Source organism: Streptomyces sp. Y20 (assembly GCF_043195475.1).
Classification (GTDB): Bacteria; Actinomycetota; Actinomycetes; order Streptomycetales; family Streptomycetaceae; genus Streptomyces.
In genome coordinates, this window is the sequence record NZ_JBIDDP010000022.1 from 70,178 (window position 1) to 92,336 (window position 22,159).

A 22,159-nucleotide genomic window follows, 5' to 3' on the forward strand; every position below is an offset into this window, starting at 1 on the left:
TCCCCGGCATGGCGCGCGCCACGGAACGGACCGGCCGGGACAGCCCGGGGTCCTCGGGCGGCCCCCGTTTCCCGGGCCCGCCCGCCCGCCAGGGCCGGTGCGGCATCGAGGGCCTGCCCCGGCCCGACCGGTACCGCGGTCGCCCCCGAGGTGTACGACAAGGTGCGGGCGGCCGGAGTCCGGGGCCGGCCGCCCGCGCCTCGGTCGGTGTCCCCGGTCAGTCCTCGGGAAGCTCCACCGGCGCGATCTCGTCGTAGACGTCACCCGGGCCCGGGTTGGTGGCGTCGGTGGTGCCGCCGAAGTGGCGCATGACGCCCCAGACCGCGTTCAGCGCGGTCTGCACGGCGCCCTCGGCCCAGCCGGCCGTCCAGGAGATGTCGTCGCCGGCGAGGAAGATGCCCCGCTTGTCCTGGGGCAGCCGGTCCTGCATGAAGTGGGTGAACAGGCGCCGCTGGTAGCGGTAGTGACCCGGCAGGTTGGCCTTGAACGCGCCCATGAAGTAGGGCTCGTTCTCCCAGGAGACGGTCACCGGGTTGCCGATGATGTGCTTCCTGATGTCGACCTTGGGGTAGATCTCGCCGAGCGACTTCAGCATGACCTCCATCCGCTCGTTCGCGGACAGCGGCAGCCACTTCAGGCTGTCGTCGCACCACGTGTAGGACAGGCAGATCACGGCGGGCTTGTCCGGGCCGTCGTCCAGCAGGTAGGTGCCGCGGGTCATGCGGTCGGTGAGCGTCATCGACATGACGTCGCGGCCGGTCTGCTCGTCCTTGTCCAGCCAGAACGGCCGGTCCACCGGGACGAAGAGCTTCGAGGACTCCATGTAGTGGGTGCGCTCGATCGCGGTCCAGTGGTCGATCGGGAAGAGCGAGTCGTCACAGGCGATCTTGGACAGCAGCATCCAGGACTGGGCGGTGAAGATGGCCGCCTGGTAGGTGCGGATGTCGCCGTTGGCGTCCGTCACGGTGATCTGGTTGCCCGCGGTGCGGTGCAGCCGGGTCACGGCCGGGCGCGGCTCGCCGTCGACGTGCAGGGACTTCAGCGAGGTGCCGTACGGCCAGTGGACGATCTTCTCCGGCTCGCGCTCCCACAGGCGCAGCGGCAGCTGCTGGGAGCCGCCGACGATGCCGCGGTGGTGGTCGTCGGCCTCGGTGTAGACGACGCGCAGGATCTCCAGGATGGAGTTCGGGAAGTCGGTGTCCCAGCCGCCGGTACCGAAGCCGACCTGGCCGAAGATCTCCCGGTGCCGGAAGGACTTGAAGGCGTCGGAGTCGCAGAGGAAGCCGTAGAAGGTCTGGTTGTCGAGCTTCTCGACCAGCTTCGCCCAGATCTCGCGGATGCGCGGCACGTCCCGCTCGCGCATGGCACGGTTCATGTCGGAGAAGTCGGCGCCCTCCTCCAGGCACTTGCCCCAGGCCGCGGCGACGTCCCGGTACACCTGCGGCAGGTCGTCGATCGTCTCGGCGTAGTGCGACTCGCCCTTGAGGTCGACGACGGTCGAGGGGGTCGCCTCGGCCAGCGGGTTGGGGAAGGGGCGGGTCTCCAGACCGACCAGGTCGATGTAGTGCTGGAGCGCGGTGGAGGACGGCGGGAAGCGCATGGCGCCCATCTCCGCGGTCAGCGAGTCGTCGCAGCCCTCGAAACCGACCGTGCGGAGCCGGCCGCCGATCTGGTCGGCCTCGTAGACGACGGGCTTGAGGCCCATCTTCATCAGCTCGTAGGCGGCGACGATGCCGGACAGGCCACCGCCGATGACCGCGACCTCGGTGCCGTGCTCGGTGGCGGGTATCTGGCCGAGGCCCGCCGGATGGGTCAGGAAGTCGTCGTAGGCGTAGGGGAAGTCCGGGCCGAACATGGTGATCGGCGGCTGCTGCTCGTCGGTGTGCTCGACGGCGTTGGGCACCGTGGACGTCATGGGGGTACGGACTCCTTGCGCGAGGTGAAACAGGGGGGAGGCTGGTGCGGCGGCCGACGGCTCAGACGAGGGACCCGTACAGACCGGAGCGGCGGTCGTGCAGGTAGGGGTTGGCCTCGCGGGAGGCGGCCAGGAAGGCGGGGTCGGCGTCCGCGACCACCAGCTGCTCGGTACGGCCGGCGCGGGCGCGGGCCGTACCGTCGGGTCCGGCGAGGACGGACAGCCCGACGAACTCGAACTCCCCTTCCCGGCCGACCCGGTTGACGTACGCGACGTACATCTGGTTCTCGAAGGCGCGCACCGGGATCATCGACTCGGCGACGAACTGGTACGGGTGCATCTGCGCGGTCGGGACCAGGAGGAGGTCGGTGCCGGCCAGGGCGTGGGCGCGGACGTTCTCCGGGAACTCGACGTCGTAGCAGATCAGCAGGCCGACGGTCAGGCCGTTCAGCTCGGCCTGGACGACGTGCCGCTCGCCCGGCGTGAAGTGGTCGCGTTCGAAGCAGCCGAACAGGTGGGTCTTGCGGTAGTTCGCGAGCCGGGTGCCGTCGGCCGAGATCAGCTGCGCCGAGTTGTACACGGTCTCGCCGTCGCGCTCCGGGTAGCCGTAGGCGAGGGCCAGGCCGTGCCGTGTGGCGATCTCCGCGACCGCGTCGGCGGAGTCGCCGTCGGCGGGCTCGGCGAGGCGGGCGATGTCGTCGCCGATCGCGTACCCGGTGAGGAACATCTCCGGCGCGGCCAGCAGCCCCGCGCCCGCGGCGGCGGCCCGGCCCGCGGCCTCGTCGAGGACCTTGAGGTTCCCGGCGATCGAACCGGGGCGGCCGGAGCCTTGAAGCAGGGCGGTGCGCATGCGGGATCCTCACCGGTACGGGGGGTTTGGGGGCCGGATTAGACGGTACGGTCGGCGCGCTCGGCCGGACAAGCAGGAGCCGTTGCGCGCCGGTGCGCGGTTCGTTGCGTCGGGCGCGGGCCGGGCGGCGATTCGTTGCGTATCCCGGCGGGGGCCCTCCGTTCCGGGGACGACCTGCGGAAAGGGACCTCCCGACGGCCTGCGGGAAAGACCTCGCGACGGCCTGCGGGAAGGACCTGGTGAGGCACGCCGCGGGGAGAGGGGTGGGGCGCCGCCGTGGCCTCCATGAGGGGCGGTGCGTCGCATGCGCCGGCCGCCGATGTGAACCGGACCGGAACCGGACCGGCCCGGGTCGCGCGCGGGAGGCGCGGATCCGGGCCGGTCGCGCCGGTCGGTGGTGAGGGGCGCGGGCGCCCGCTCGGCCAGGGGCGCCCGCTCGGCCGTCGAAAGGCGGTGTCCCGTCCGGCGGCCGGTCACCGGACGGGACGCGCCGGGGTCACCCCGGCGCGCCGGAGGAGAACCGCCGCAGCAGCGGCGACAGCACCAGCACCGACTTGGTGCGTTCCACGAAGGGCTCGCCGGCGATCCGCTCCAGCACACGTTCGAAGTGGCGCATGTCGGAGGCGAACACCTGGGCGATCGCGTCCGCGTCACCGGTGACGGTCGACGCGGCCACCACCTCCTGGTAGCGCTCCAGACCCCGCTGGATGGTCTCCGGAGAGGTGTTGCTCCGGCAGTAGATCTCGATGTACCCCTCGGTCTCCCAGCCGAGCGCCGCCGGGTCCACCCGGACGGTGAATCCCGTGATGGCTCCGGTGGCGCGCAGCCGGTCCACGCGCCGTTTCACGGCGGGGGCCGACAGGCCGACCATCTGCCCGATGTCCGCATAGGAGCGGCGGGCGTCCTCGGCGAGGGCGTGCACGATGCGTTCGTCGAGATCGTTCAGCACAGGGGGTGGTTCACTTCTTCGGTCCGGTCACTTCTCTGCCGTCACCGCGAGGTCCTCGTCGGTCGCGAGACGGGAACGGCGGTAGCCGTACAGGAAGTAGAACACGAGCCCGACAGCCATCCAGACACCGAACACGATCCAGGTGACGGTGGACAGGCTGCCCATCATCCACACGCAGCAGAGGAAGCCGAGCGCGGGCAGCACCCATGACAGCGGGACGCGGAACGTGCGCTTCATGTCCGGACGGGTCCGGCGCAGGATGACGACAGCGATGTTGACCAGAGCGAAGGCGAACAGCGTGCCGATGCTGGTGGCGTCGGCGAGCTGTCCCAGCGGGATGGCGGCGGCGAGGACGCCGCAGAAGAGGGCCACGATGACCGTGTTGGCGCGCGGCACGCCGGTCTTCCGGTGGACCCGGGCGAAGACCTTGGGCACCAGGCCGTCGCGGGACATCGCGAAGAGGATGCGGGTCTGGCCGTACAGCACGGTCAGGACGACGCTGGCGATGGCGATGACGGCGCAGAAGGCCAGCAGGGTGCCCCAGAAGCTCTGGCCGGTGACGTCCGTCATGATCTGGGCGAGCGCGGCCTCGGAGTTCTCGAACGTCCGCCAGGGCTTGGCACCGACCGCGACGGCGGCGACCAGCACGTACAGGGCCGTGACGATGACCAGCGAGAGCATGATGGCGCGCGGCAGGTCGCGCTGGGCGTCCTTGGCCTCCTCGCCGGCGGTGGAGGCGGCGTCGAAGCCGATGTAGGAGAAGAACAGCGTGGCGCCGGCGGCGCTGACGCCTCCCATGCCGAGCGGCATGAAGTGCGAGTAGTTGCCGGACTTGAAGCCCATGAAGCCGATCGCGCAGAACAGCACCAGCGCGGCGATCTTCACGCACACCATGATGGTGTTGGCCCGCGCGGACTCCTTGGCGCCGCCGAGCAGGAAGGTCATCGCGAGGAGGACGACGATCAGGGCGGGCAGGTTGAACACGCCGCCGTGGACGCCGGGCGGGTTGGCCAGGGCGTCCGGGATGGTGACGCCGAAGGCGCCGTCCAGCAGCTCGTTCAGGTACTCGCCCCAGCCGACGGCCACGGCGGCGACCGAGACGCCGTACTCCAGGAGCAGACACCAGCCGCACACCCAGGCGATCAGCTCGCCCATCGTTGCGTATGCGTACGAGTACGAGGAGCCGGAGACCGGGATGGTGCCGGCCAGCTCGGCGTAGGAGAGGGCCGAGAACAGCGCGGTGACACCGGCGATCACGAAGGAGAGGGTGACGGCCGGGCCCGCCTTGGGGACGGCCTCACCGAGGACGACGAAGATGCCGGTGCCGAGGGTGGCACCAATGCTGATCATGGTCAGCTGCCACAGCCCGAGGGAGCGCCGCAGCTGGCCTCCCTCACCCTGGCCGCCCTCTGCGACCAGGCGTTCCACGGGCTTGCGACGCATCAGGCGCGTGGCGACGCCCGGGGACGCGGGGGCGGCCGGTTTCTGGTTCTGCGGGGGTGCGCCTTGATCGAGCACGCGTTGGCTCCTTATCGCTGCCGGGGATTGCGAGGCGAGCCGGCATGATCGCCGGCCCTCGTGGGTGGGGACCGGTGGGAGCCTGCGGGCAGGAACCGACCGAGCGGGGTCCCCGCCACACCACGTCTAGCGCAGCACCCTACGAGGCGGGCCTTCACGGGCGTAATGCAGCAACCTTGCGCATCCATGGATGATCATTGCGTCTATCGCCCCGGAGTGCCCATTCGTTGCGCACGCGCTGCCGAGCGTTGCACGGCGCCCTCACGGACCGCCTTCCGCGCCCTGCCGGCCGCTGTCCGCCGGCCGTGCCGGGAACGCCGGCGGCCCCCGTTCCTCCCGGGCGCGGGAAAGGCGCGCGGGAGCGACGGGGGCCGTCGGGACGGAGGCGGGGATCAGCTCCAGCTGGCGTGCAGCGGCTTGCCCTCGGCGTAGCCGGCCGCGCTCTGGATGCCGACGATGGCCTTCTCGGCGAACTCCTCCAGGGAGGCGGCGCCGGCGTAGGTGCAGGAGGAGCGGACGCCCGCGATGATCGAGTCGATCAGGTCCTCGACGCCCGGGCGGGCCGGGTCGAGGAACATGCGGGAGGTGGAGATGCCCTCCTCGAAGAGTGCCTTGCGGGCACGGTCGTACGCGGACTCCTCGGACGTGCGGTTGGCCACCGCGCGCGCGGAGGCCATGCCGAACGACTCCTTGTAATAGCGGCCGTCGGCGTCCTGATGGAGGTCGCCCGGGGACTCGTAGGTACCCGCGAACCAGGAGCCGACCATCACGTTGGACGCGCCGGCGGCGAGCGCCATCGCGACGTCGCGCGGGTGGCGGACACCGCCGTCGGCCCACACGTGCTTGCCGTACTTCTTCGCCTCGGCGGCGCACTCCAGCACCGCGGAGAACTGCGGCCGGCCCACGCCGGTCATCATGCGCGTGGTGCACATGGCGCCGGGGCCGACACCGACCTTGATGATGTCCGCGCCCGCGTCGATCAGGTCCTTGACGCCCTCGGCGGAGACGATGTTGCCCGCCACGATCGGCACCTGCGGGTCGAGCGCGCGCACCACCTGGACGGCGCTGATCATCGACTCCTGGTGGCCGTGCGCGGTGTCGATGACCAGCGTGTCGACGCCCGCGTCGAGCAGCTGCTTGGCCTTGCCCGCCACATCGCCGTTGATGCCGACGGCGGCGGCGATCCGCAGCCTGCCGTTCGCGTCCACGGCCGGGGTGTACAGGGTGGCGCGCAGGGCGCCCTTGCGGGTGAGGATGCCGGCGAGCCTGCCGTCGGCGTCCACGGCGGGGGCGTAGCGGCGGTTGGCCGCGTCCAGCCGGTTGAAGGCCTCGCGCGGGTCGATGTCCGCGTCGAGGAGCAGCAGGTCCCTGGACATGACCACTTCGAGCTGGGTGAAGCGGTCGACGCCGGACAGGTCCGTGTCGGTGACGACACCGACGGGGCGGTGGTCCTCGTCCACGACGACACCGGCGTTGTGCGCCCGCTTGGGCAGCAGCGACAGGGCGTCGGCGACGGTCTGGTGCGGGGCCAGCACGATCGGGGTGTCGAGCACCAGATGGCGGCTCTTCACCCAGGAGACGACATCGGTGACGACGTCGATGGGGATGTCCTGCGGGATGACCACCAGGCCGCCCCGGCGGGCCATCGTCTCGGCCATGCGGCGGCCGGCTATGGCGGTCATGTTGGCGACGACGAGCGGGATGGTGGTGCCCGTGCCGTCCGGCGAAGCGAGGTCCACGCCCTGACGCGAGCCCACCGCGGAGCGGCTCGGCACCATGAACACGTCGTCGTACGTCAGGTCGTACGCGGGCTGGATGTCATTGAGGAAACGCACGTGCTGCACATCCCAGTCGATCAGAGGTGGCCCCCGGACAGGTGTGCCAGGGGGAAAGAGCACGTACTTCATTCTCCCATGCCTCCACCGCTTCCCCGCCCTCACGGAACGTCCAGGCCGGCCGCGGCGGCCTAGGAGGATCCTCCAAGGGCGAGCACGACGGTGAGCGCGGGCGTCCGGTCGGCCGCCTCGGCGAACACGTCCAGCGCGGTCCGCCACGCGTCCGGATCCGTCTCGGCGTACGGCCGCCATCCCTGTACGACGATCAGCAGTCCCCGCGCGGCGGCTCCCTCGGGCCACCCGGAGTCGTCGGCGAGGGAGTCGGCCAGCGCGTCCCAGTTCCGCCCGAACCAGTCGGGCAGCCTCAGGGCCCGGACGACACGGTCCATCAGGCCCGCCTTGTCCGTGACACCGTCCAGATCCAGGGTGACCGGGTACCGGCCGCCCAGGTCTTCCGTCATCTCAGCACCGCCCGGAACGACTCGTAGTGATCATCGGTGTAGTACGTCTCCCCGTCCTGCCCGGTGACGATGCGCCGGGCCCCGCGGTCGTGCGAGCCGGGCGTGCGCACGGTGTACTCGTGGTAGTGGCCGCGCCGCTGCCGGGGCAGGCGTCCCTCGACGTTCCCGAAGACGGCTCCGTCCCTGGCGTACGGGAAAGGACCGCCTCGGTCGATGAGGGCGAGCGTCCGGCGGGCCTCGGCGGGGAGCCGGGACTCGCGGACGGTGGCCATGCCCTCGGCCCACGCCGGAGCGGACGCGCCCGGTGCCGTCGTGGTGCCCGGGGAGGGCGCACAGCCCGTGAGCAGGACGGAGAGGCAGACGAGCAGTCCCGTCAGCGCGACGAGCAGTCCCGCCGGCGCACGGGGGACGAGCCGCGGCGGCGGGAGGGCGGCCCGCCGCCGGGGGCCGCCGTCAGTTCCCGTCGGGGTCGGCACGGTTCAGCGCGGACTTCGGCGTGGGTCCCGCGGTCATCAGGTAGTCGGCGGCCGACGTGTCGGTCACCAGGCTGGTGACCAGCCCGGAGCGGAGCACCGCGTCGATCGCCGCCCCCTTGCGCTGCCCGCCCGCGATCGCCACGACCTCCGGGACGCGACGCAGCTGGTCGGCCTTGACCGTGATGCACCGCTCCCCCAGGTCCCGCCCGATCCGGCGCCCCTCGGCGTCGAAGAGGTGCGCGGACATCTCGGCGGCGACACCGAGCGAGGCGTAGTGCGCGCGCTCCTCGTCGCTGAGCATGTCGTGCACGGTCGAGATGCCCGGCTCCCACGAGCCGATGGAGACGCAGGCGACCGTGACCTTGTCGAAGTACTCGAAGGCCCGGGCGATCCCCGTCTGGTGGCGCAGCGCCACCGCGGTGGCCGCGTCGGGCAGCAGCATCGGCGCGTAGATGGGGTGCGCGTCACCGCCCGACACCTGGGCGGCCCGGCGGACGGCCTCCACCGAGCCGCGCTCGGCGGTCCCGGCGTCGTACACGCCCGTCAGCTGCACCACCGTGCACGGCGGCAACCGGTCGAGCGCGGCGGCCATGTTGATGGTGGACCGGCCCCACGCCAGTCCGAGGACGTCCCCCTCGTTGACGAGTTCGCCGAGCAGGTCGGCGGCCACCTCCCCGAGGTTCTCGGGGTCGGGACTGTCCTCGGCGTCGGCCGGGGACTCGACCACGACGGCGTGTCTGAGGCCGTAGCGGGCGCGGAGCGCGTCGGAGCGCTCGGCGTCCAGTTCGGCCGGCACCCGGATCTCGATGCGCACGAGATCCCGTTCGAGAGCGGTCTCCAGGACCCTGGCCACCTTGAAGCGGCTGACGCCGAACTCCTCCGCGATCTGGATCTTGGATTTGCCCTCGAGGTAGAAGCGGCGGGCCATGGCCGCCGCCTGCACCAGCTCAGCGGGTCCCATCCGCATGGCTGACCGGCCCGCCGACATACCCGACACGGCGATCTCCTCACTGCTGTTCACACTCTGGATTCGCCGTTCATCCTTGCAGATCCGGCGCTGCTGATCCGCCCTGATGGGCGCCGTTCATTCAAGCGTTCACTTCGCTGTGGCTCAGTGGTCGCATGCCCAGGACGCCTGGGCGGTGGCCGTCTCCGCCTGTGTGCGCAGGGCACGTACGGCCGCTGCCGGGTCCTCGGCCCCGTAGACGGCGGAGCCGGCGACGAACACGTCCGCTCCCGCCTCCGCGCACCGCTCGATCGTGGAGGCCGAGACGCCGCCGTCGACCTGGAGCCACAGCTCCAGACCGTGCTTGCCGATCAGTTCACGGGTGCGGCGGATCTTCGGCAGCATCATGTCGAGGAAGGCCTGGCCGCCGAAGCCCGGTTCGACCGTCATGATCAGCAGCATGTCGAGTTCCGGGAGCAGGTCCTCGTACGGCTCGATCGGCGTGGCGGGCTTGAGCGCCATGGACGCCCGGGCGCCCTTGGCCCGGATCTCCCGGGCCAGCCGCACGGGGGCGGCGGCGGCCTCCACGTGGAAGGTTACGGAGGAGGCGCCCGCCTCGACGTACTGAGGAGCCCAGCGGTCGGGGTCCTCGATCATCAGATGGCAGTCCAGCGGGGTGTCCGTCGCACGGGCCAGGGACTCCACGACCGGCACACCGAGCGTCAGGTTCGGGACGAAGTGGTTGTCCATGACGTCGACATGGAGCCAGTCGGCGCCTTGCACCGCCTTGGCCTGCTCCGCGAGGCGGGCGAAGTCGGCGGAAAGGATGCTGGGATTGATCTGCACGGCCATGACCCAAGCCTGCCATGCCCGGGGCACTGATGTTCCCCACCGTCCACAGGCAGGTTCGTTCATCGTACCGGTACGACGATATGTGACTGCCTGTGGACATCACCGACCACAGCGGCACCGCCGGCCCGTGCGGCGGATCAGCCGGTGCGCCGGATCAGCCGGTGCGCCGGATCAGGGCCAGGTACATCGCGTCGGTGCCGTGCAGATGCGGCCACAGCTGCACGTCCGGTCCCTCGCCGAGCGCGGGGAGGGCCGGCAGCAGCGGGCGGGCGTCGACCAGTTCCGTCTCCGGCCGCTGCTTGAGCACGTCGGCGACGACCGCCCGGGTCTCCGCGAGGTGCGGGGAGCAGGTGGCGTAGCCGACGATCCCGCCGACCCGGACCGAGTCGAGCGCCGTACGCAGCAGCCCGCGCTGGAGCGGCGCGAAGCTGTCCAGGTCCTCGGGGCGCCGGCGCCAGCGCGCCTCCGGACGCCGGCGCAGCGCGCCCAGCCCGGTGCACGGCACGTCCATCAGCACCCGGTCGAAGGAGCCCGGCCGCCACGGCGGCCGCGTCCCGTCGGCGGTGATGACCTGGTACGGCCCGGGGTTGCCGTGCAGCGCCCGGGCCACGAGCCCCGCCCGGTGCGGCAGCTTCTCCGAGGCGAGCAGCGCGGCCCCGCGCTCGGCGGCGAGCGCGGCCAGCAGCGCGGCCTTCCCGCCGGGCCCGGCACATCCGTCCAGCCACCGCGCGTCGGGTCCGTCGAGCGGGGCGTTCGCCAGTGCGAGGGCGACCAGCTGGCTGCCCTCGTCCTGCACGCCCGCCCGGCCCTCCCGCACGGCCTCGACCGCCCCCGGCTCGCCGCCCTCGGCGAGCCGCACGGCGTACGGCGACCAGCGTCCGGGTTCGGCGGCGTCCTCCCGCAGCAGTTCCCCGGTGGTCGCGCGCCCGGGGCGCGCGACGAGCGTCACCTCGGGCCGCTCGTTGTCCGCGGCCAGCAGCTCCTCGATGCCGGCCCGGCCGCCGCCGAGGGAGTCCCACAGCGCGGAGACGACCCAGCGGGGGTGCGAGTGCACGACGGCGAGGTGGTCCTCGGGATCGTCGTCGTAGGGCGGCGCGACCTTCTCGGTCCACCCCTGCAGATCGTGCTGCGCGACCTTGCGGAGCACGGCGTTGACGAACTTGGCGCGCCCGTCCCCGAGCACCACCCGGGCCAGTTCCACGGAGGCGGAGACCGCGGCGTGCGTCGGGATCCGCGTGCCGAGCAGCTGGTGCGCGCCCAGACTGAGGACGTCGAGCACCGGCGGGTCGACCTCGCGCAGCGGCCGGTCGACGCAGGCGGCGATGACGGCGTCGTACGTGCCCTGCCGGCGCAGTGTGCCGTACACCAGCTCGGTGGCGAGGGCGGCGTCCCGGGCGTCGAAGTCGCCCTTGTCGCGCGCCTTCCTCAGCAGCGGCGGCAGCACGAGGTTGGCGTACGCGTCCCGCTCGTCCACCGCGCGCAGCGCCTCGAAGGCCAGGATGCGGACGGGGTCCTTCTGGGGACGGCGGTAAGGCTTGGCGGGCCCGCGGGGCCGCCGGGACTGCTCGCTCACGAAAAAGGTGCTCCGGATGTGATGAAGGGGATGCGGGTCCCAGCCTACGTCGGCGTGTCCCCGCCGCCGCCGTCCGGGGCGTCAGCCGCCGAGCGTCTCGCCGTCCGCGATGCGCGTCCCGCGCGCCCAGTCGGCCGCCCGCATGGGCTTCTTGCCCTGGGCCTGCACCCACAGCAGCTCGACGGCGTACGAACCGGTGCCCACATGCACGCTGTTCTTGCCCGCCGCGAGCCGGCCCGGCGCGAGGTCCGTCCGCTCGGGCACCGGTGTGACCTGGATGAGCTTGAGCCGCTCGCCGCGGAAGGTGGTCCACGCGCCGGGCGCCGGGGTGCAGCCGCGCACGACCCGGTCGACGCGCAGCGCCGGCGCCGCCCAGTCCACCTGGGCGTCCTCGACCGTGATCTTCGGGGCGACGGTGATGCCCTCGGCGGGCTGCGGTACGGCCTTCAGGGTGCCGTCCTCGATGCCGTCCATGGTCGCGGCCAGCAGCCCGGCGCCCGCGAAGGCGAGCCGGGTGAGCAGGTCACCGCTGGTGTCGGTCGGGCGGATCTCCTCGGTCACGGTGCCGTAGACGGGCCCGGAGTCGAGTCCCTCCTCGATCAGGAAGGTGGACGCTCCGGTGATCTCGTCACCCGCCATGACGGCGTGCTGCACCGGCGCCGCCCCGCGCCAGGCGGGCAGCAGCGAGAAGTGCAGGTTCACCCAGCCGTGGGCCGGGATGTCCAGGGCGGCCCTCGGCAGCAGGGCGCCGTAGGCGACGACCGGGCAGCAGTCCGGCGCGATCTCCCCGAGCCGCTCCAGGAACTCGGGGTCGCGGGGCTTGAGCGGCTTGAGCACCTCGATCCCGGCCTCCTCCGCCCGCTCGGCCACGGGGGACGCGACCAGCCTGCGTCCGCGTCCGGCCGGCGCGTCCGGCCGCGTGACGACGGCGGCCACCTCGTGCCGCCCGGAGGCGAGCAGAGCGTCCAGGGCGGGAACGGCGACCTCGGGGGTACCGGCGAAGACGAGCTTCATGGGCGGGATCGGGCCTCTCGGGCGGAAGTCGGGCGGGCAGCGCACCAGTCTATGACCACGGGCGGCGCGCGGACGGGAGGGCGGCGTACGCGCAGGACCGCGCGCCCCCAGCCCGTGACCAGCGGAGCGTCGGCGCGTTGGTCAAGACAGAGTTGACCCCATCGGGCCCCTTCCACGGCCCGGTTCCTTATCGACGCCGGTTCGGAGAGGCTTGTTCATGGCCGACCATGCAACCCACGACGCCCAGGCCCGGGCCAGCCTGCACCTGCTGGTGCGGGACATCGAGCGGGTCCGCCGGCAGGTGGACGCGCTGCGCACGCTCACCGCCCAGTTGGGCAACGTCTACCGCCCGCGCCGTTCCGGCCCCTCCACGGGCTTCGTCGTCTACGGCCGGGCCCCCGCCCCGACGGTGCGCCTCGCCCAGGAGCTGCGGGACAGTGTCGAAACCCTGGTCACGGCCGCCGTGGACTTCGACCGCTCACTGGGCTTCTCATGGGACGCGGTGGGCTCCGCGCTCGGCGTCACCAAGCAGGCGGTGCACCGCCGCTACGGCGCCCGTCGCGCCGCCGCCCAGGCTGCCGCCGAGACCGACCGGGCGACGGAGCCGGCCGCCGCCCGCACGCTCACCCCGAACGCGGGACTGCCCACGGTGCCGACGGTCCCGGCGGCTCGCTCCATGCCGACCCAGCCGACCGCGGGCAGCCCGGCGCTCCGCGAAGGCGCCCGCCCGACGGCCTTCCCCAGCCCGCGCAACGGCTGACGGCTGACGGCCCGCGCCCCGCCCTCCCGGACGCGCCCGGGAGGGCAGACCTGTGCGCGGGCGCGGACGTCGAAGCGGCCGGGCCGGGCCGCGCCGAGTGCCCTTGCCGGACCAGGGCACCGGCGGACTCAGCGCAGGTGCCCAGCGGCCCGTCCGGGCCCGACCTGCCTGTCCTGGAGCCGGTACCGGGTCTCCGGACATCGCCCGGCAGGCCGCGGTGCGGCCGGAACGGCATCGGGACCGGCACGGCATCGCGGGCTCAGGCACTCGCGCGCCCCGAGGCATCTCGCCCGACGCCCCGTACCTGCCCACGCGCCCGTCAGCCGATGTCCGGCGGATCGATCCGTACCCGCACCGGCTCCTCGCTCCCCCGGGCCGTGCGAGCGGCCTGCGCGGTCTTCAGGGCGGTGGCCAGCGCGGCGCCGCTGCCCGGCGGTACGCGGACGAGCGCCCGCTCCCAGTGCTCGCCGGGCGGCGGCCCGCCGGGCCTGCGGGGCCGGCCGGGCGGCGGAGGCGGCAGCGGCACCGGTCCCAGCACCTCGGCGTCCGGCGGCAGCTCGACCGCTCCCAGGAACTCCGCGACGGCCGCGGGCGGCCCGGACACGGCCGCCATCCGGGACACCGGCGGGAATCCCAGCTCGGCCCGCTCGGCCAGCTCCCGCACGGCATGTCCTACGGGGTCCCAGCGCACGAGGGCCTGCACGGGGCGCAGGGTCGGCTCGGCCACCACGACCACCGTGCCCCCCTCGGACTGCGGCCGCACCAGCGCTCCGGCCGCGATCCACCGGCGCAGCGCGTCCTCCCCGGCCCGCAGGTCCGGCCGTACGAGCATGGCCCAGCCGTCCAGCAGCAGCGCCGCCGCGTAACCTCCCTCGGCGACCGGTTCGGCGCCCGGTGTGCTGACCACCAGCGCGGGCGTGCCGGGCACGGTGTCCAGCACGTGCTCGCGTCCCGAGGTGCGCACCGGTACGGCGGGGAACGCGCGCCCCAGTTCCTCGGCGGTGCGCCGCGCGCCCACGACCTGGGCGCGGAGCCGGAAGCCGCCGCACTCCGGGCAGTGCCAGGCGCTCTCCTCGCGTCCGCACCAGCCGCATCGCAGGACGCCGCCGTCCTGCCCCTCCAGCGGTCCTGAGCAGTGCCGGCACCGGGCGGGCGCCCGGCACCGGTCGCAGGCCATGCGGGGCGCGTAGCCCCGACGGGGCACCTGTACGAGCACCGGTCCGTGCCGCAGCCCCTCGCGGGCCGCCTGCCAGGCGAGGGTGGGCAGCCTGGCGGCGCGGGCGGCCTCGTCGCGCGCGAGGTCGCCGTCACCGACCGTCCGGACCAGGGGCGCGGCCCGCCGCACCTCCTCCCGACCGGCGGCCAGCGGCCGGGCCCAGCCGCTCTCGACGAGCTGGGCGGCCTCCACGGTGCAGGTCCAGCCCCCCAGCAGGAAGGCACACCGGTCGAGGGCGGCGCGCAGCAGCAGCACGTCCCGGGTGTGCGGCTGCGGGGCGTGCTGCTCGCTGTGGCTGCCGTCCCCGTCGTCCCAGACGGCGACGAGACCCAGGTCCCGTACGGGCGCGAACATGGCCGCCCGCGTGCCGACCACGGCACGCACGGATCCCCGCCGCACCGCCAGCCACTGCGCGTACCGCTTCTCCGGTCCGGCGTCGGCGGTGAGCAGCGCGTGCCGGCCGGTGCCGAGCAGAGCGGTCAGCGCGGCGTCCACGCGGGCGGCGGCCCGCCCGTCGGGTACGACGACGAGGGCGCCGCGCCCCGAGGCCAGCGTGGCGGCGACGGCCCGGGCCAGTTCCTCGCTCCACAGCGGCCCCGGCAGCGCGTTCCACACGGCCCGCGGTGCCCCGCCCGAGGCCAGCGCGCCGAGAAAGGCGCTCCCGTGCGCGTACCGCTCCCAGGAGCCGGCGTCCGGGGCCGGCGGCGGTGGCAGCGGTGCCGGGGAGGGCCGCTGTTCGGCGCGTGCGTTGCGCGGTGGTACGGCGAGCTGGAGTACGTCGGCGAGGCTGCCCGCGTAGCGGTCGGCGACGGCCCGCGCCAGCCCCAGCAGCTCCTCGCCCAGCACGGGCTCCGGAGACACGACCTGGGCGAGGGCGGCCAGGGGGCCGGAGTAGTCGGACTCGGCCCGCCGCTCGACGAGGAAGCCGTCGACGAGCCCACCGCCCTCCCGGCGCCCCGCGCGCACCCGGTGCCGCCCGGCCCCGAACCGCACCCGTACCCGCACCCCGGGCTGCGCCTGCTCGTCCAGGTCGGCGGGCACGGCGTAGTCGAAGTACCGGTCGAGGTGCAGCACGCCCTTGTCGACCAGCACCCGGGCGACCGGGAGGTGCTCGGCGAGCGCGGCTCCCCGCCAGGTCCGCGGCTTGGCCCGCGGTACCTCGGCCTTCCGCACGCTCTCGCGGATGAGCGCGAGCTGCTCCGGCGGCGCCCCCTCGGCGCCGCCGTCCCCCGGTCCGTTCTCGCTGCTCACGCTTGCATTCTTACCAAACGCCACTGACAACGCCGCCCGCGCCTGACGACCGGGCCGGGCCGCCGGGCCCGGCGCCCTGCCGTCAGCCACGTCCGCCCCGCCTCCGTGGCCGCCGCTCAGCGCGGCCCGTCCGCGCACACGCCGAGGCCCGGCCCCCACGCAGGGGAACCGGGCCTCGGTGAGCGGTGCTGCGGGGTTACAGGCCCGCGGCGGTGCGCAGGGCGTCCACGCGGTCCGTGCGCTCCCACGTGAAGTCGGGCAGCTCGCGGCCGAAGTGACCGTAGGCGGCCGTCTGCGAGTAGATCGGGCGCAGCAGGTCGAGGTCGCGGATGATCGCGGCCGGACGGAGGTCGAAGACCTCGTCGATGGCCTTCTCGATCTTCTCGGTCTCGACCGTGTTGGTGCCGAAGGTCTCGACGAACAGACCGACGGGCTCCGCCTTGCCGATCGCGTAGGCCACCTGGACCTCGCAGCGGGAGGCCAGGCCGGCCGCCACGACGTTCTTGGCGACCCAGCGCATGGCGTAGGCGGCCGAGCGGTCCACCTTGGACGGGTCCTTGCCGGAGAAGGCGCCGCCGCCGTGGCGGGCCATGCCGCCGTAGGTGTCGATGATGATCTTGCGGCCGGTGAGGCCGGCGTCGCCCATCGGGCCGCCGATCTCGAAGCGGCCGGTCGGGTTGACCAGCAGGCGGTAGCCCTCGGTGTCCAGCTTGATGCCCTCGTCCAGGAGCGCCGTCAGCTCCGGCTCCACGACGAACTCGCGGATGTCGGGGGCGAGCAGCGACTCCAGGTCGATGTCGGAGGCGTGCTGGGAGGAGACGACCACCGTGTCCAGACGCACGGCCTTGTCGCCGTCGTACTCGATGGTGACCTGCGTCTTGCCGTCGGGGCGCAGGTAGGGGATGGTGCCGTTCTTGCGGACGTCCGAGAGGCGCTTGGACAGGCGGTGCGCCAGGAAGATCGGGAGCGGCATCAGGGTCGGCGTCTCGTCGGACGCGTAGCCGAACATCAGGCCCTGGTCGCCCGCACCCTGCCGGTCCAGCTCGTCCTCGTCACCCTCGACCCGGGCCTCGTACGCCGCGTCGACGCCCTGCGCGATGTCCGGGGACTGCGCGCCGATGGACACCGAGACACCGCAGGAGGCGCCGTCGAAGCCCTTTTTGGAGGAGTCGTAGCCGATGTCCAGGATCTTGCCGCGGACGAGCGTCGCGATGTCCGCGTAGGCCTTGGTCGTCACCTCGCCGGCCACATGGACCAAGCCGGTGGTGATCAGCGTCTCGACGGCGACCCGGGAGGTCGGGTCCTCGCGCAGAAGCGCGTCGAGAATGGTGTCGCTGATCTGGTCAGCGATCTTGTCGGGGTGACCCTCGGTCACGGACTCCGAGGTGAACAGGCGACGGGACACAACGCTCCCTGTGGTTGCAGCGGCTGCTGGCTGATCATTTGCGGTCGACACAGGGCTGCGCCCGGTCGACCGTGAACAGTTTATCGGTCGCGCTCGGCCGACGGGTCACCGTCTCGCTTCTCGGCGCCGTTGTGACCTGCGGCACAGGCATTCTGCACAATGACAGCCGGTGTGACCAGAGCCGCCACACCCGGCCGCAGTACCACGGCGCGCGCCGTTCACCCGGGCGGGGGCCCGGCCCGGACCGCCGGGCGTGTCAGCCCAGGCGCTGGGCGACCAGGTCCCAGACAATGTCGGCGAGGGCCTCCTTCGGGCCGTGCGGCACCGGGGTCTCACTGCCGTCGGCGCCCAGTACCACGGCTTCGTTCTCCTCGGAGCCGAAGGTCTTGCGCTCCCCCACCTCGTTGACCACGAGCAGGTCGCAGCCCTTGCGGGCGAGCTTGGTGCGGCCGTTGGCGAGGACGTCGTCGGTCTCGGCGGCGAAGCCGACGACCACCTGTCCGGGGCGGGCCCGGTCGGCGGAGATCTCCGCGAGAATGTCTGGATTTCGCAGCAGCACGACCGGATCGGGTTCCTGGCCGTCCTTCTTCTTGATCTTCCCGGCGGCGTAGGCGGCCGGCCGGAAGTCGGCGACGGCGGCGGCCATGACCACGGCGTCGGCGTCCGCCGCGGCCTTGAGCACGGCCTCGCGCAGCTGGACGGCCGTGCCCACCGGGACGACGTCCACGCCCGCCGGATCGGGCAGGCCGGTGTTGGCCGCGACCAGTGTCACCCGGGCGCCGCGGGCGGCTGCCGTACGGGCGAGGGCGTAGCCCTGCTTGCCGGAGGAGCGGTTGCCGAGGAAGCGGACCGGGTCGAGGGGCTCGCGGGTGCCGCCGGCGGAGACGACGACGTGCCGCCCCCGCAGGTCGGGCTCGGTGACGCCGCGGGCCAGCACCCGGCGGCAGACCTCGAAGATCTCCACCGGGTCGGGGAACCGGCCCTTGCCGGTGTCGACGCCGGTGAGGCGGCCCACGGCGGGCTCGACGACCACGGCGCCGCGGCGGCGGAGCGTCGCCACGTTCTCCCGGGTGGCCGGGTGCTCCCACATCTCGGTGTGCATGGCCGGGGCGAAGACGACCGGGCAGCGGGCGGTGAGCAGCGTGTTGGTCAGCAGGTCGTCGGCGAGGCCGTGGGCCGCCTTGGCGAGCATGTCCGCGGTGGCCGGGGCGACGACCACCAGGTCGGCGTGCTGGCCGATGCGGACGTGCGGGACCTCGTGCACGTCGTCCCAGACCTCGGCCGAGACGGGATGGCCGGACAGGGCCGACCAAGTGGCGGCGCCGACGAAGTGCAGCGCGGAGGCGGTGGGCACCACGCGGACGTCGTGGCCCGACTCCGTGAACCTCCTCAGCAGCTCACAGGCCTTGTAGGCGGCGATGCCACCGCTGACCCCCAGCACGACCCTCGGCTTGTCCACCGTGTCTCCCGGACTCGAAAACGTACGACCGACTCCATGACACACCACAGGCCCGGCAGCGTGACTGCCGGGCCTGTGGATAAGTCGATCGCAATATGGAAAAACTACTGCGCCGGGCCCTCGATGGCCTCGGAGGTCAGCAGACCGGCGTTGATCTCGCGCAGGGCGATCGAGAGCGGCTTCTCGTGCACGTGGGTGTCGACGAGCGGACCGACGTACTCGAGGAGGCCCTCGCCGAGCTGCGAGTAGTACGCGTTGATCTGGCGGGCACGCTTGGCCGCGTAGATCACGAGGCTGTACTTCGAGTCGGTGGCCTCGAGAAGCTCGTCGATCGGCGGGTTGATGATGCCCTCGGGCGCGGTGATGGAAGAGGACACGCTCTACCTTCCGATGGATGGAAAAGAATCAGTCACCGTGATCACAGTCACGATCACACAATGTCCATCAAGGCTAGCAGCTCGCGCGCCACGTCCTCGACGGAGGTGTTGACCAGGGTCACGTCGAACTCCGGCTCGGCCGCCAGCTCGGTCCTGGCCGCCTCCAGGCGGCGTTCGATGACCTCGGGCGGCTCGGTCCCCCGACCGGTGAGCCTGCGCACCAGTTCCTCCCAGGAGGGCGGAGCGAGGAACACCAGCTGGGCGTCGGAGAGCGACTCCCTGACCTGGCGGGCGCCCTGGAGGTCGATCTCCAGCAGGACGGGCTCGCCGTTCTCCAGCCGCTCCAGCACGGCCGCGCGGGGCGTGCCGTAGCGGTTGCCGGCGAACTCGGCCCACTCCAGCAGCTCGCCGTTGGCGATCAGCTTGTCCATCTCGTCGTCGGTGACGAAGAAGTAGTGGACTCCGTGCTGCTCGCCGGGGCGCGGCTTGCGGGTGGTCGCCGACACCGAGAGCCAGACATCGGGGTGTTCCTTGCGCATATGAGCGACGACCGTGCTCTTGCCGACCCCCGAGGGGCCGGAGAGCACGGTCAGCCGCGGACGTGCGTCCGGGGGTTCGGGGGACGTCCCCCGGAGTGTTGCTGCCATGCAGCGATTATCCAGCAATCCCGGAGTGCCCGGGACTCCCTGTCCGTCGGGAGGCGGACTCAGGAGCCGGTGCTGCCGAACTCACGCTCCAGGGAGGCGATCTGGTTGGAACCGAGACCGCGCACACGGCGGCTCTCGGAGATTCCCAGACGCTCCATGATCTGCTTGGCGCGGACCTTGCCCACGCCCGGCAGGGACTCCAGCAGCGCGGAGACCTTCATCTTGCCGATGACGTCGTTCTCCTGGCCCTGCTTGATGACCTCGTGCAGGGAGGCGCCGGAGTGCTTGAGTCGATTCTTGACCTCGGCCCGCTCCCGGCGAGCCGCGGCGGCCTTTTCGAGCGCGGCTGCGCGCTGTTCAGGGGTAAGGGGCGGAAGAGCCACGCCTACGTCACCTCGGATGTCGAACTGTCGGATACGGACCGGTGAGGAACCTAGTCGCCCCACACCTGGGGAGCCACGAGCAACACGCGTCACCCGTTCTCCCCCACTGCCTTGAGGGCCTGGGAGGTGCCCCCACTGCTCGGAGACTAGCGGGCAAGTGCGCCGGAGTCAGCGAGAACAGCGGAAAAGTCCTGGTCAGCCTCCGTCAGGTCGGACATTGCAGACATATTGCCCTGGTTTTGCGGATGTATTCACCTTCAGGCCGACGCGACAGCGCTCAGCCGAGCACGCGGCCGGCGGTTCAGGCGCCGTCGACGACCGCCCGGATCTCCTCCGCGACACGCTCGGCCGCCCCGCGCAGCGCGCTGACGTCGGGACCGTGACGCAGAACACCCCGGCTGACGTTGGGCACCACGTTGCGCACGGCCGCCCCGAAGACCCGGGGAAGGTCGGCGGGGGTCGCGCCCTGGGCGCCGATGCCGGGCGCGAGGAGCGGGCCGTTGATGTCGAGGTCGTACGAGGACAGGTCACCGAGCGTGGCGCCGACGACCGCGCCGAACGAGCCCAGCGGTTCCTCCCCGGCGTTCTCCGCCGCCAGGTGGGCCAGCATGGTCGCCCCGATGGTCCGGCCGTCGGCGCGCACCGCGTGCTGCACCTCTCCGCCCTCCGGGTTCGAGGTGAGCGCCAGCACGAAGAGGCCGGCGCCGCTCTCCCGGGCCAGCGCGACGGCCGGGCTGAGCGAGCCGTAGCCCAGGTACGGCGAGACGGTGAGGGCGTCGCAGAACAGCGGGGCGTCCTCGCGCAGGAACGCCTCGGCGTAGGCGGCCATGGTCGAGCCGATGTCGCCGCGCTTGGCGTCCATCACGACCAGGGCGCCCGCCGCCCGCGCCTCCCGGACGGACGTCTCCAGGACCGCGAGGCCCCGCGAGCCGAACCGTTCGAAGAAGGCGCTCTGCGGCTTCAGGACGGCCACCCGGCCGGCCACGGCCTCCACCACCGTGCGGCTGAACCGTTCCAGACCCGCGATGTCGTCGTCCAAACCCCACTCGGCGAGCAGGGAGGCGTGCGGGTCGATGCCGACGCACAGCGGGCCGCGCTCGTCCATGGCGCGGCGGAGCCGGGCGCCGAAGGGCTCCAACGGGGTCATGCGGGCTTCCTCACGTCGGCGCCGACCGCGTCGGCGAGGGTGGCGTAGGGGCTGGTGCGCAGGCGGGCGGCGAGGCCCTTGTGGACGGCGCGGCACCAGAACGGGCCCTCGTAGACGAAGGCGCTGTAGCCCTGGACCAGCGTGGCACCGGCCAGGATGCGCTGCCAGGCGTCCTCGGCGCTCTGGACGCCCCCGACGCCCACCAGGGTGATCCGGTCGCCCACACGCGCGTACAGGCGGCGCAGCACCTCCAGGGAGCGTGCCTTGAGCGGGGCTCCGGACAGGCCGCCGGTCTCCTTGACCAGCGCGGGGTCGGAGCGCAGGCCGAGGCCCTCGCGCGCGATGGTGGTGTTGGTGGCGATGATGCCGTCCAGACCGAGTTCGACGGCCAGGTCGGCGACGGCGTCGACGTCCTCGTCGGCGAGGTCCGGGGCGATCTTCACCAGCAGCGGGACACGCCGGTTCGCCACCGTGCGGTCGGCGGCCTCGCGCACGGCGGTCAGCAGCGGGCGCAGGTGGTCCACGGCCTGGAGGTCGCGCAGTCCGGGCGTGTTGGGCGAGGAGACGTTGACGACCAGGTAGTCGGCGTACGGCGCGAGGCGCTCGGCGGACTTCACGTAGTCGGCGACGGCCTCCGCCTCCGGGACGACCTTGGTCTTGCCGATGTTGACGCCGACGACGGTCCGGAAGACCGGCTCACGGGTCGCCAGGCGGGCCGCTACGGCCAGCGAGCCGTCGTTGTTGAAGCCCATGCGGTTGATCAGCGCACGGTCCTCGACCAGCCGGAACAGCCGCTTCCTGGGGTTGCCGGGCTGCGGCTCGCCGGTGACCGTGCCGATCTCGACGTGGTCGAAGCCCAGCATCGACATCCCGTCGACGGCGACGGCGTTCTTGTCGAAGCCGGCGGCGAGGCCGAAGGGGCCGTGCATCCGCAGCCCGAAGGCCTCGGTGCGCAGTTCCTTGTGGCGGGGCGCGAGGGCGGCGGCCGCGAAGGTACGCAGCACGGGGACGCGGGCGGCCAGCCGGATCCACTGGAAGGCCAGGTGGTGGGCACGCTCGGGGTCCATCCGCCGGAAGACCAGGCGGAAGAAGATCTTGTACATGTGGGTGTCCTCACGAAGAGGG

At 72.7% G+C, this 22,159-nt stretch carries 20 protein-coding genes; 1 reads left to right on the top strand and 19 read right to left on the bottom strand.

Going from position 1 to position 22,159, the window contains the following annotated elements:
• Positions 1–217: 217 nt before the first annotated feature.
• From ACGFT1_RS34900 to fmt, 11 genes are all read right to left on the bottom strand, one after another.
• Positions 218–1,915 carry a flavin monoamine oxidase family protein gene (locus tag ACGFT1_RS34900; RefSeq protein ID WP_373912998.1) on the bottom strand — a complete coding sequence of 566 codons (1,698 nt, stop codon included), beginning with the start codon at positions 1,913–1,915 and terminating at the stop codon, positions 218–220.
• A 61-nt stretch (positions 1,916–1,976) separates the two neighbouring features.
• Positions 1,977–2,765: a carbon-nitrogen hydrolase family protein gene (locus ACGFT1_RS34905; protein ID WP_373913000.1), complete on the bottom strand. Its 789-nt coding sequence runs from the start codon at positions 2,763–2,765 to the stop codon at positions 1,977–1,979.
• Positions 2,766–3,261: 496 nt separating this feature from the next.
• The gene (locus tag ACGFT1_RS34910; RefSeq protein ID WP_121789788.1) at positions 3,262–3,714 is read right to left on the bottom strand and encodes an Lrp/AsnC family transcriptional regulator; all 453 of its coding nucleotides are present in this window, start codon (positions 3,712–3,714) and stop codon (positions 3,262–3,264) included.
• Between the two features lie 27 nt (positions 3,715–3,741).
• Positions 3,742–5,232: an amino acid permease gene (locus tag ACGFT1_RS34915; protein ID WP_373913001.1), complete on the bottom strand. Its 1,491-nt coding sequence runs from the start codon at positions 5,230–5,232 to the stop codon at positions 3,742–3,744.
• Positions 5,233–5,624: 392 nt separating this feature from the next.
• Complete coding sequence (locus ACGFT1_RS34920) at positions 5,625–7,067, bottom strand: GuaB1 family IMP dehydrogenase-related protein (protein ID WP_373913003.1); 1,443 nt, start codon at positions 7,065–7,067, stop codon at positions 5,625–5,627.
• A 131-nt stretch (positions 7,068–7,198) separates the two neighbouring features.
• Positions 7,199–7,528: a barstar family protein gene (locus ACGFT1_RS34925; RefSeq protein ID WP_373913005.1), complete on the bottom strand. Its 330-nt coding sequence runs from the start codon at positions 7,526–7,528 to the stop codon at positions 7,199–7,201.
• Complete coding sequence (locus ACGFT1_RS34930) at positions 7,525–7,917, bottom strand: ribonuclease domain-containing protein (protein WP_373913025.1); 393 nt, start codon at positions 7,915–7,917, stop codon at positions 7,525–7,527. The genes ACGFT1_RS34925 and ACGFT1_RS34930 overlap by 4 nt, the downstream gene beginning before the upstream one ends.
• Positions 7,918–7,981: 64 nt before the next feature.
• On the bottom strand, positions 7,982–9,025 hold the full coding sequence (locus ACGFT1_RS34935; protein WP_373913006.1) for a sugar-binding transcriptional regulator: 1,044 nt from the start codon (positions 9,023–9,025) through the stop codon (positions 7,982–7,984).
• Positions 9,026–9,115: 90 nt separating this feature from the next.
• On the bottom strand, positions 9,116–9,802 hold the full coding sequence (gene rpe, locus ACGFT1_RS34940) for a ribulose-phosphate 3-epimerase (protein ID WP_373913007.1): 687 nt from the start codon (positions 9,800–9,802) through the stop codon (positions 9,116–9,118).
• 154 nt (positions 9,803–9,956) lie between these two features.
• Positions 9,957–11,375, bottom strand: a complete 1,419-nt coding sequence (locus ACGFT1_RS34945) for an RsmB/NOP family class I SAM-dependent RNA methyltransferase (protein ID WP_373913008.1) — start codon at positions 11,373–11,375, stop codon at positions 9,957–9,959.
• An 81-nt stretch (positions 11,376–11,456) separates the two neighbouring features.
• Positions 11,457–12,389, bottom strand: a complete 933-nt coding sequence (gene fmt / locus ACGFT1_RS34950; RefSeq protein WP_373913009.1) for a methionyl-tRNA formyltransferase — start codon at positions 12,387–12,389, stop codon at positions 11,457–11,459.
• Between the two features lie 217 nt (positions 12,390–12,606).
• Here fmt and ACGFT1_RS34955 point away from each other — a divergent pair, with 217 nt between their 5' ends.
• Positions 12,607–13,149, top strand: coding sequence for a hypothetical protein (locus ACGFT1_RS34955; RefSeq protein WP_373913010.1), 543 nt, complete (start codon positions 12,607–12,609; stop codon positions 13,147–13,149).
• Positions 13,150–13,468: 319 nt separating this feature from the next.
• On the opposite strand, the gene ACGFT1_RS34960 is transcribed toward ACGFT1_RS34955, so the two are convergent.
• From ACGFT1_RS34960 to ACGFT1_RS34995, 8 genes are all read right to left on the bottom strand, one after another.
• The gene (locus ACGFT1_RS34960; protein WP_373913011.1) at positions 13,469–15,616 is read right to left on the bottom strand and encodes a primosomal protein N'; all 2,148 of its coding nucleotides are present in this window, start codon (positions 15,614–15,616) and stop codon (positions 13,469–13,471) included.
• 196 nt (positions 15,617–15,812) lie between these two features.
• Positions 15,813–17,021 (bottom strand): methionine adenosyltransferase, encoded by a 1,209-nt coding sequence (metK, locus tag ACGFT1_RS34965; RefSeq protein WP_373913012.1) that lies wholly within the window; start codon positions 17,019–17,021, stop codon positions 15,813–15,815.
• A 256-nt stretch (positions 17,022–17,277) separates the two neighbouring features.
• A complete protein-coding gene (gene coaBC, locus ACGFT1_RS34970) occupies positions 17,278–18,480 on the bottom strand; it encodes a bifunctional phosphopantothenoylcysteine decarboxylase/phosphopantothenate--cysteine ligase CoaBC (RefSeq protein WP_373913013.1) in 1,203 nt (400 codons plus the stop codon).
• A gap of 104 nt (positions 18,481–18,584) precedes the next feature.
• Positions 18,585–18,857: a DNA-directed RNA polymerase subunit omega gene (gene rpoZ / locus ACGFT1_RS34975; RefSeq protein WP_005319902.1), complete on the bottom strand. Its 273-nt coding sequence runs from the start codon at positions 18,855–18,857 to the stop codon at positions 18,585–18,587.
• A gap of 53 nt (positions 18,858–18,910) precedes the next feature.
• Positions 18,911–19,504, bottom strand: a complete 594-nt coding sequence (gene gmk / locus ACGFT1_RS34980) for a guanylate kinase (protein WP_373913014.1) — start codon at positions 19,502–19,504, stop codon at positions 18,911–18,913.
• Between the two features lie 59 nt (positions 19,505–19,563).
• Positions 19,564–19,887 (bottom strand): integration host factor, encoded by a 324-nt coding sequence (locus ACGFT1_RS34985; protein WP_003977346.1) that lies wholly within the window; start codon positions 19,885–19,887, stop codon positions 19,564–19,566.
• A 301-nt stretch (positions 19,888–20,188) separates the two neighbouring features.
• Entirely contained in the window at positions 20,189–21,034 is an 846-nt protein-coding gene (gene pyrF, locus ACGFT1_RS34990) for an orotidine-5'-phosphate decarboxylase (RefSeq protein ID WP_373913015.1), read from the bottom strand.
• Entirely contained in the window at positions 21,031–22,137 is a 1,107-nt protein-coding gene (locus ACGFT1_RS34995) for a quinone-dependent dihydroorotate dehydrogenase (protein ID WP_373913016.1), read from the bottom strand. The genes pyrF and ACGFT1_RS34995 overlap by 4 nt, the downstream gene beginning before the upstream one ends.
• Positions 22,138–22,159: the final 22 nt, after the last annotated feature.

Bases quoted from the DNA above. Each gene is read 5' to 3' on its own strand.
- rpe (WP_373913007.1), bottom strand. From the start codon at position 9,802: ATGGCCGTGCAGATCAATCCCAGCATCCTTTCCGCCGACTTCGCCCGC.
- ACGFT1_RS34995 (WP_373913016.1), bottom strand. From the start codon at position 22,137: ATGTACAAGATCTTCTTCCGCCTGGTCTTCCGGCGGATGGACCCCGAG.
- gmk (WP_373913014.1), bottom strand. From the start codon at position 19,504: ATGGCAGCAACACTCCGGGGGACGTCCCCCGAACCCCCGGACGCACGT.
- fmt (WP_373913009.1), bottom strand. From the start codon at position 12,389: ATGAAGCTCGTCTTCGCCGGTACCCCCGAGGTCGCCGTTCCCGCCCTG.
- ACGFT1_RS34925 (WP_373913005.1), bottom strand. From the start codon at position 7,528: ATGACGGAAGACCTGGGCGGCCGGTACCCGGTCACCCTGGATCTGGAC.
- pyrF (WP_373913015.1), bottom strand. From the start codon at position 21,034: ATGACCCCGTTGGAGCCCTTCGGCGCCCGGCTCCGCCGCGCCATGGAC.
- ACGFT1_RS34900 (WP_373912998.1), bottom strand. From the start codon at position 1,915: ATGACGTCCACGGTGCCCAACGCCGTCGAGCACACCGACGAGCAGCAG.
- ACGFT1_RS34905 (WP_373913000.1), bottom strand. From the start codon at position 2,765: ATGCGCACCGCCCTGCTTCAAGGCTCCGGCCGCCCCGGTTCGATCGCC.
- ACGFT1_RS34955 (WP_373913010.1), top strand. From the start codon at position 12,607: ATGGCCGACCATGCAACCCACGACGCCCAGGCCCGGGCCAGCCTGCAC.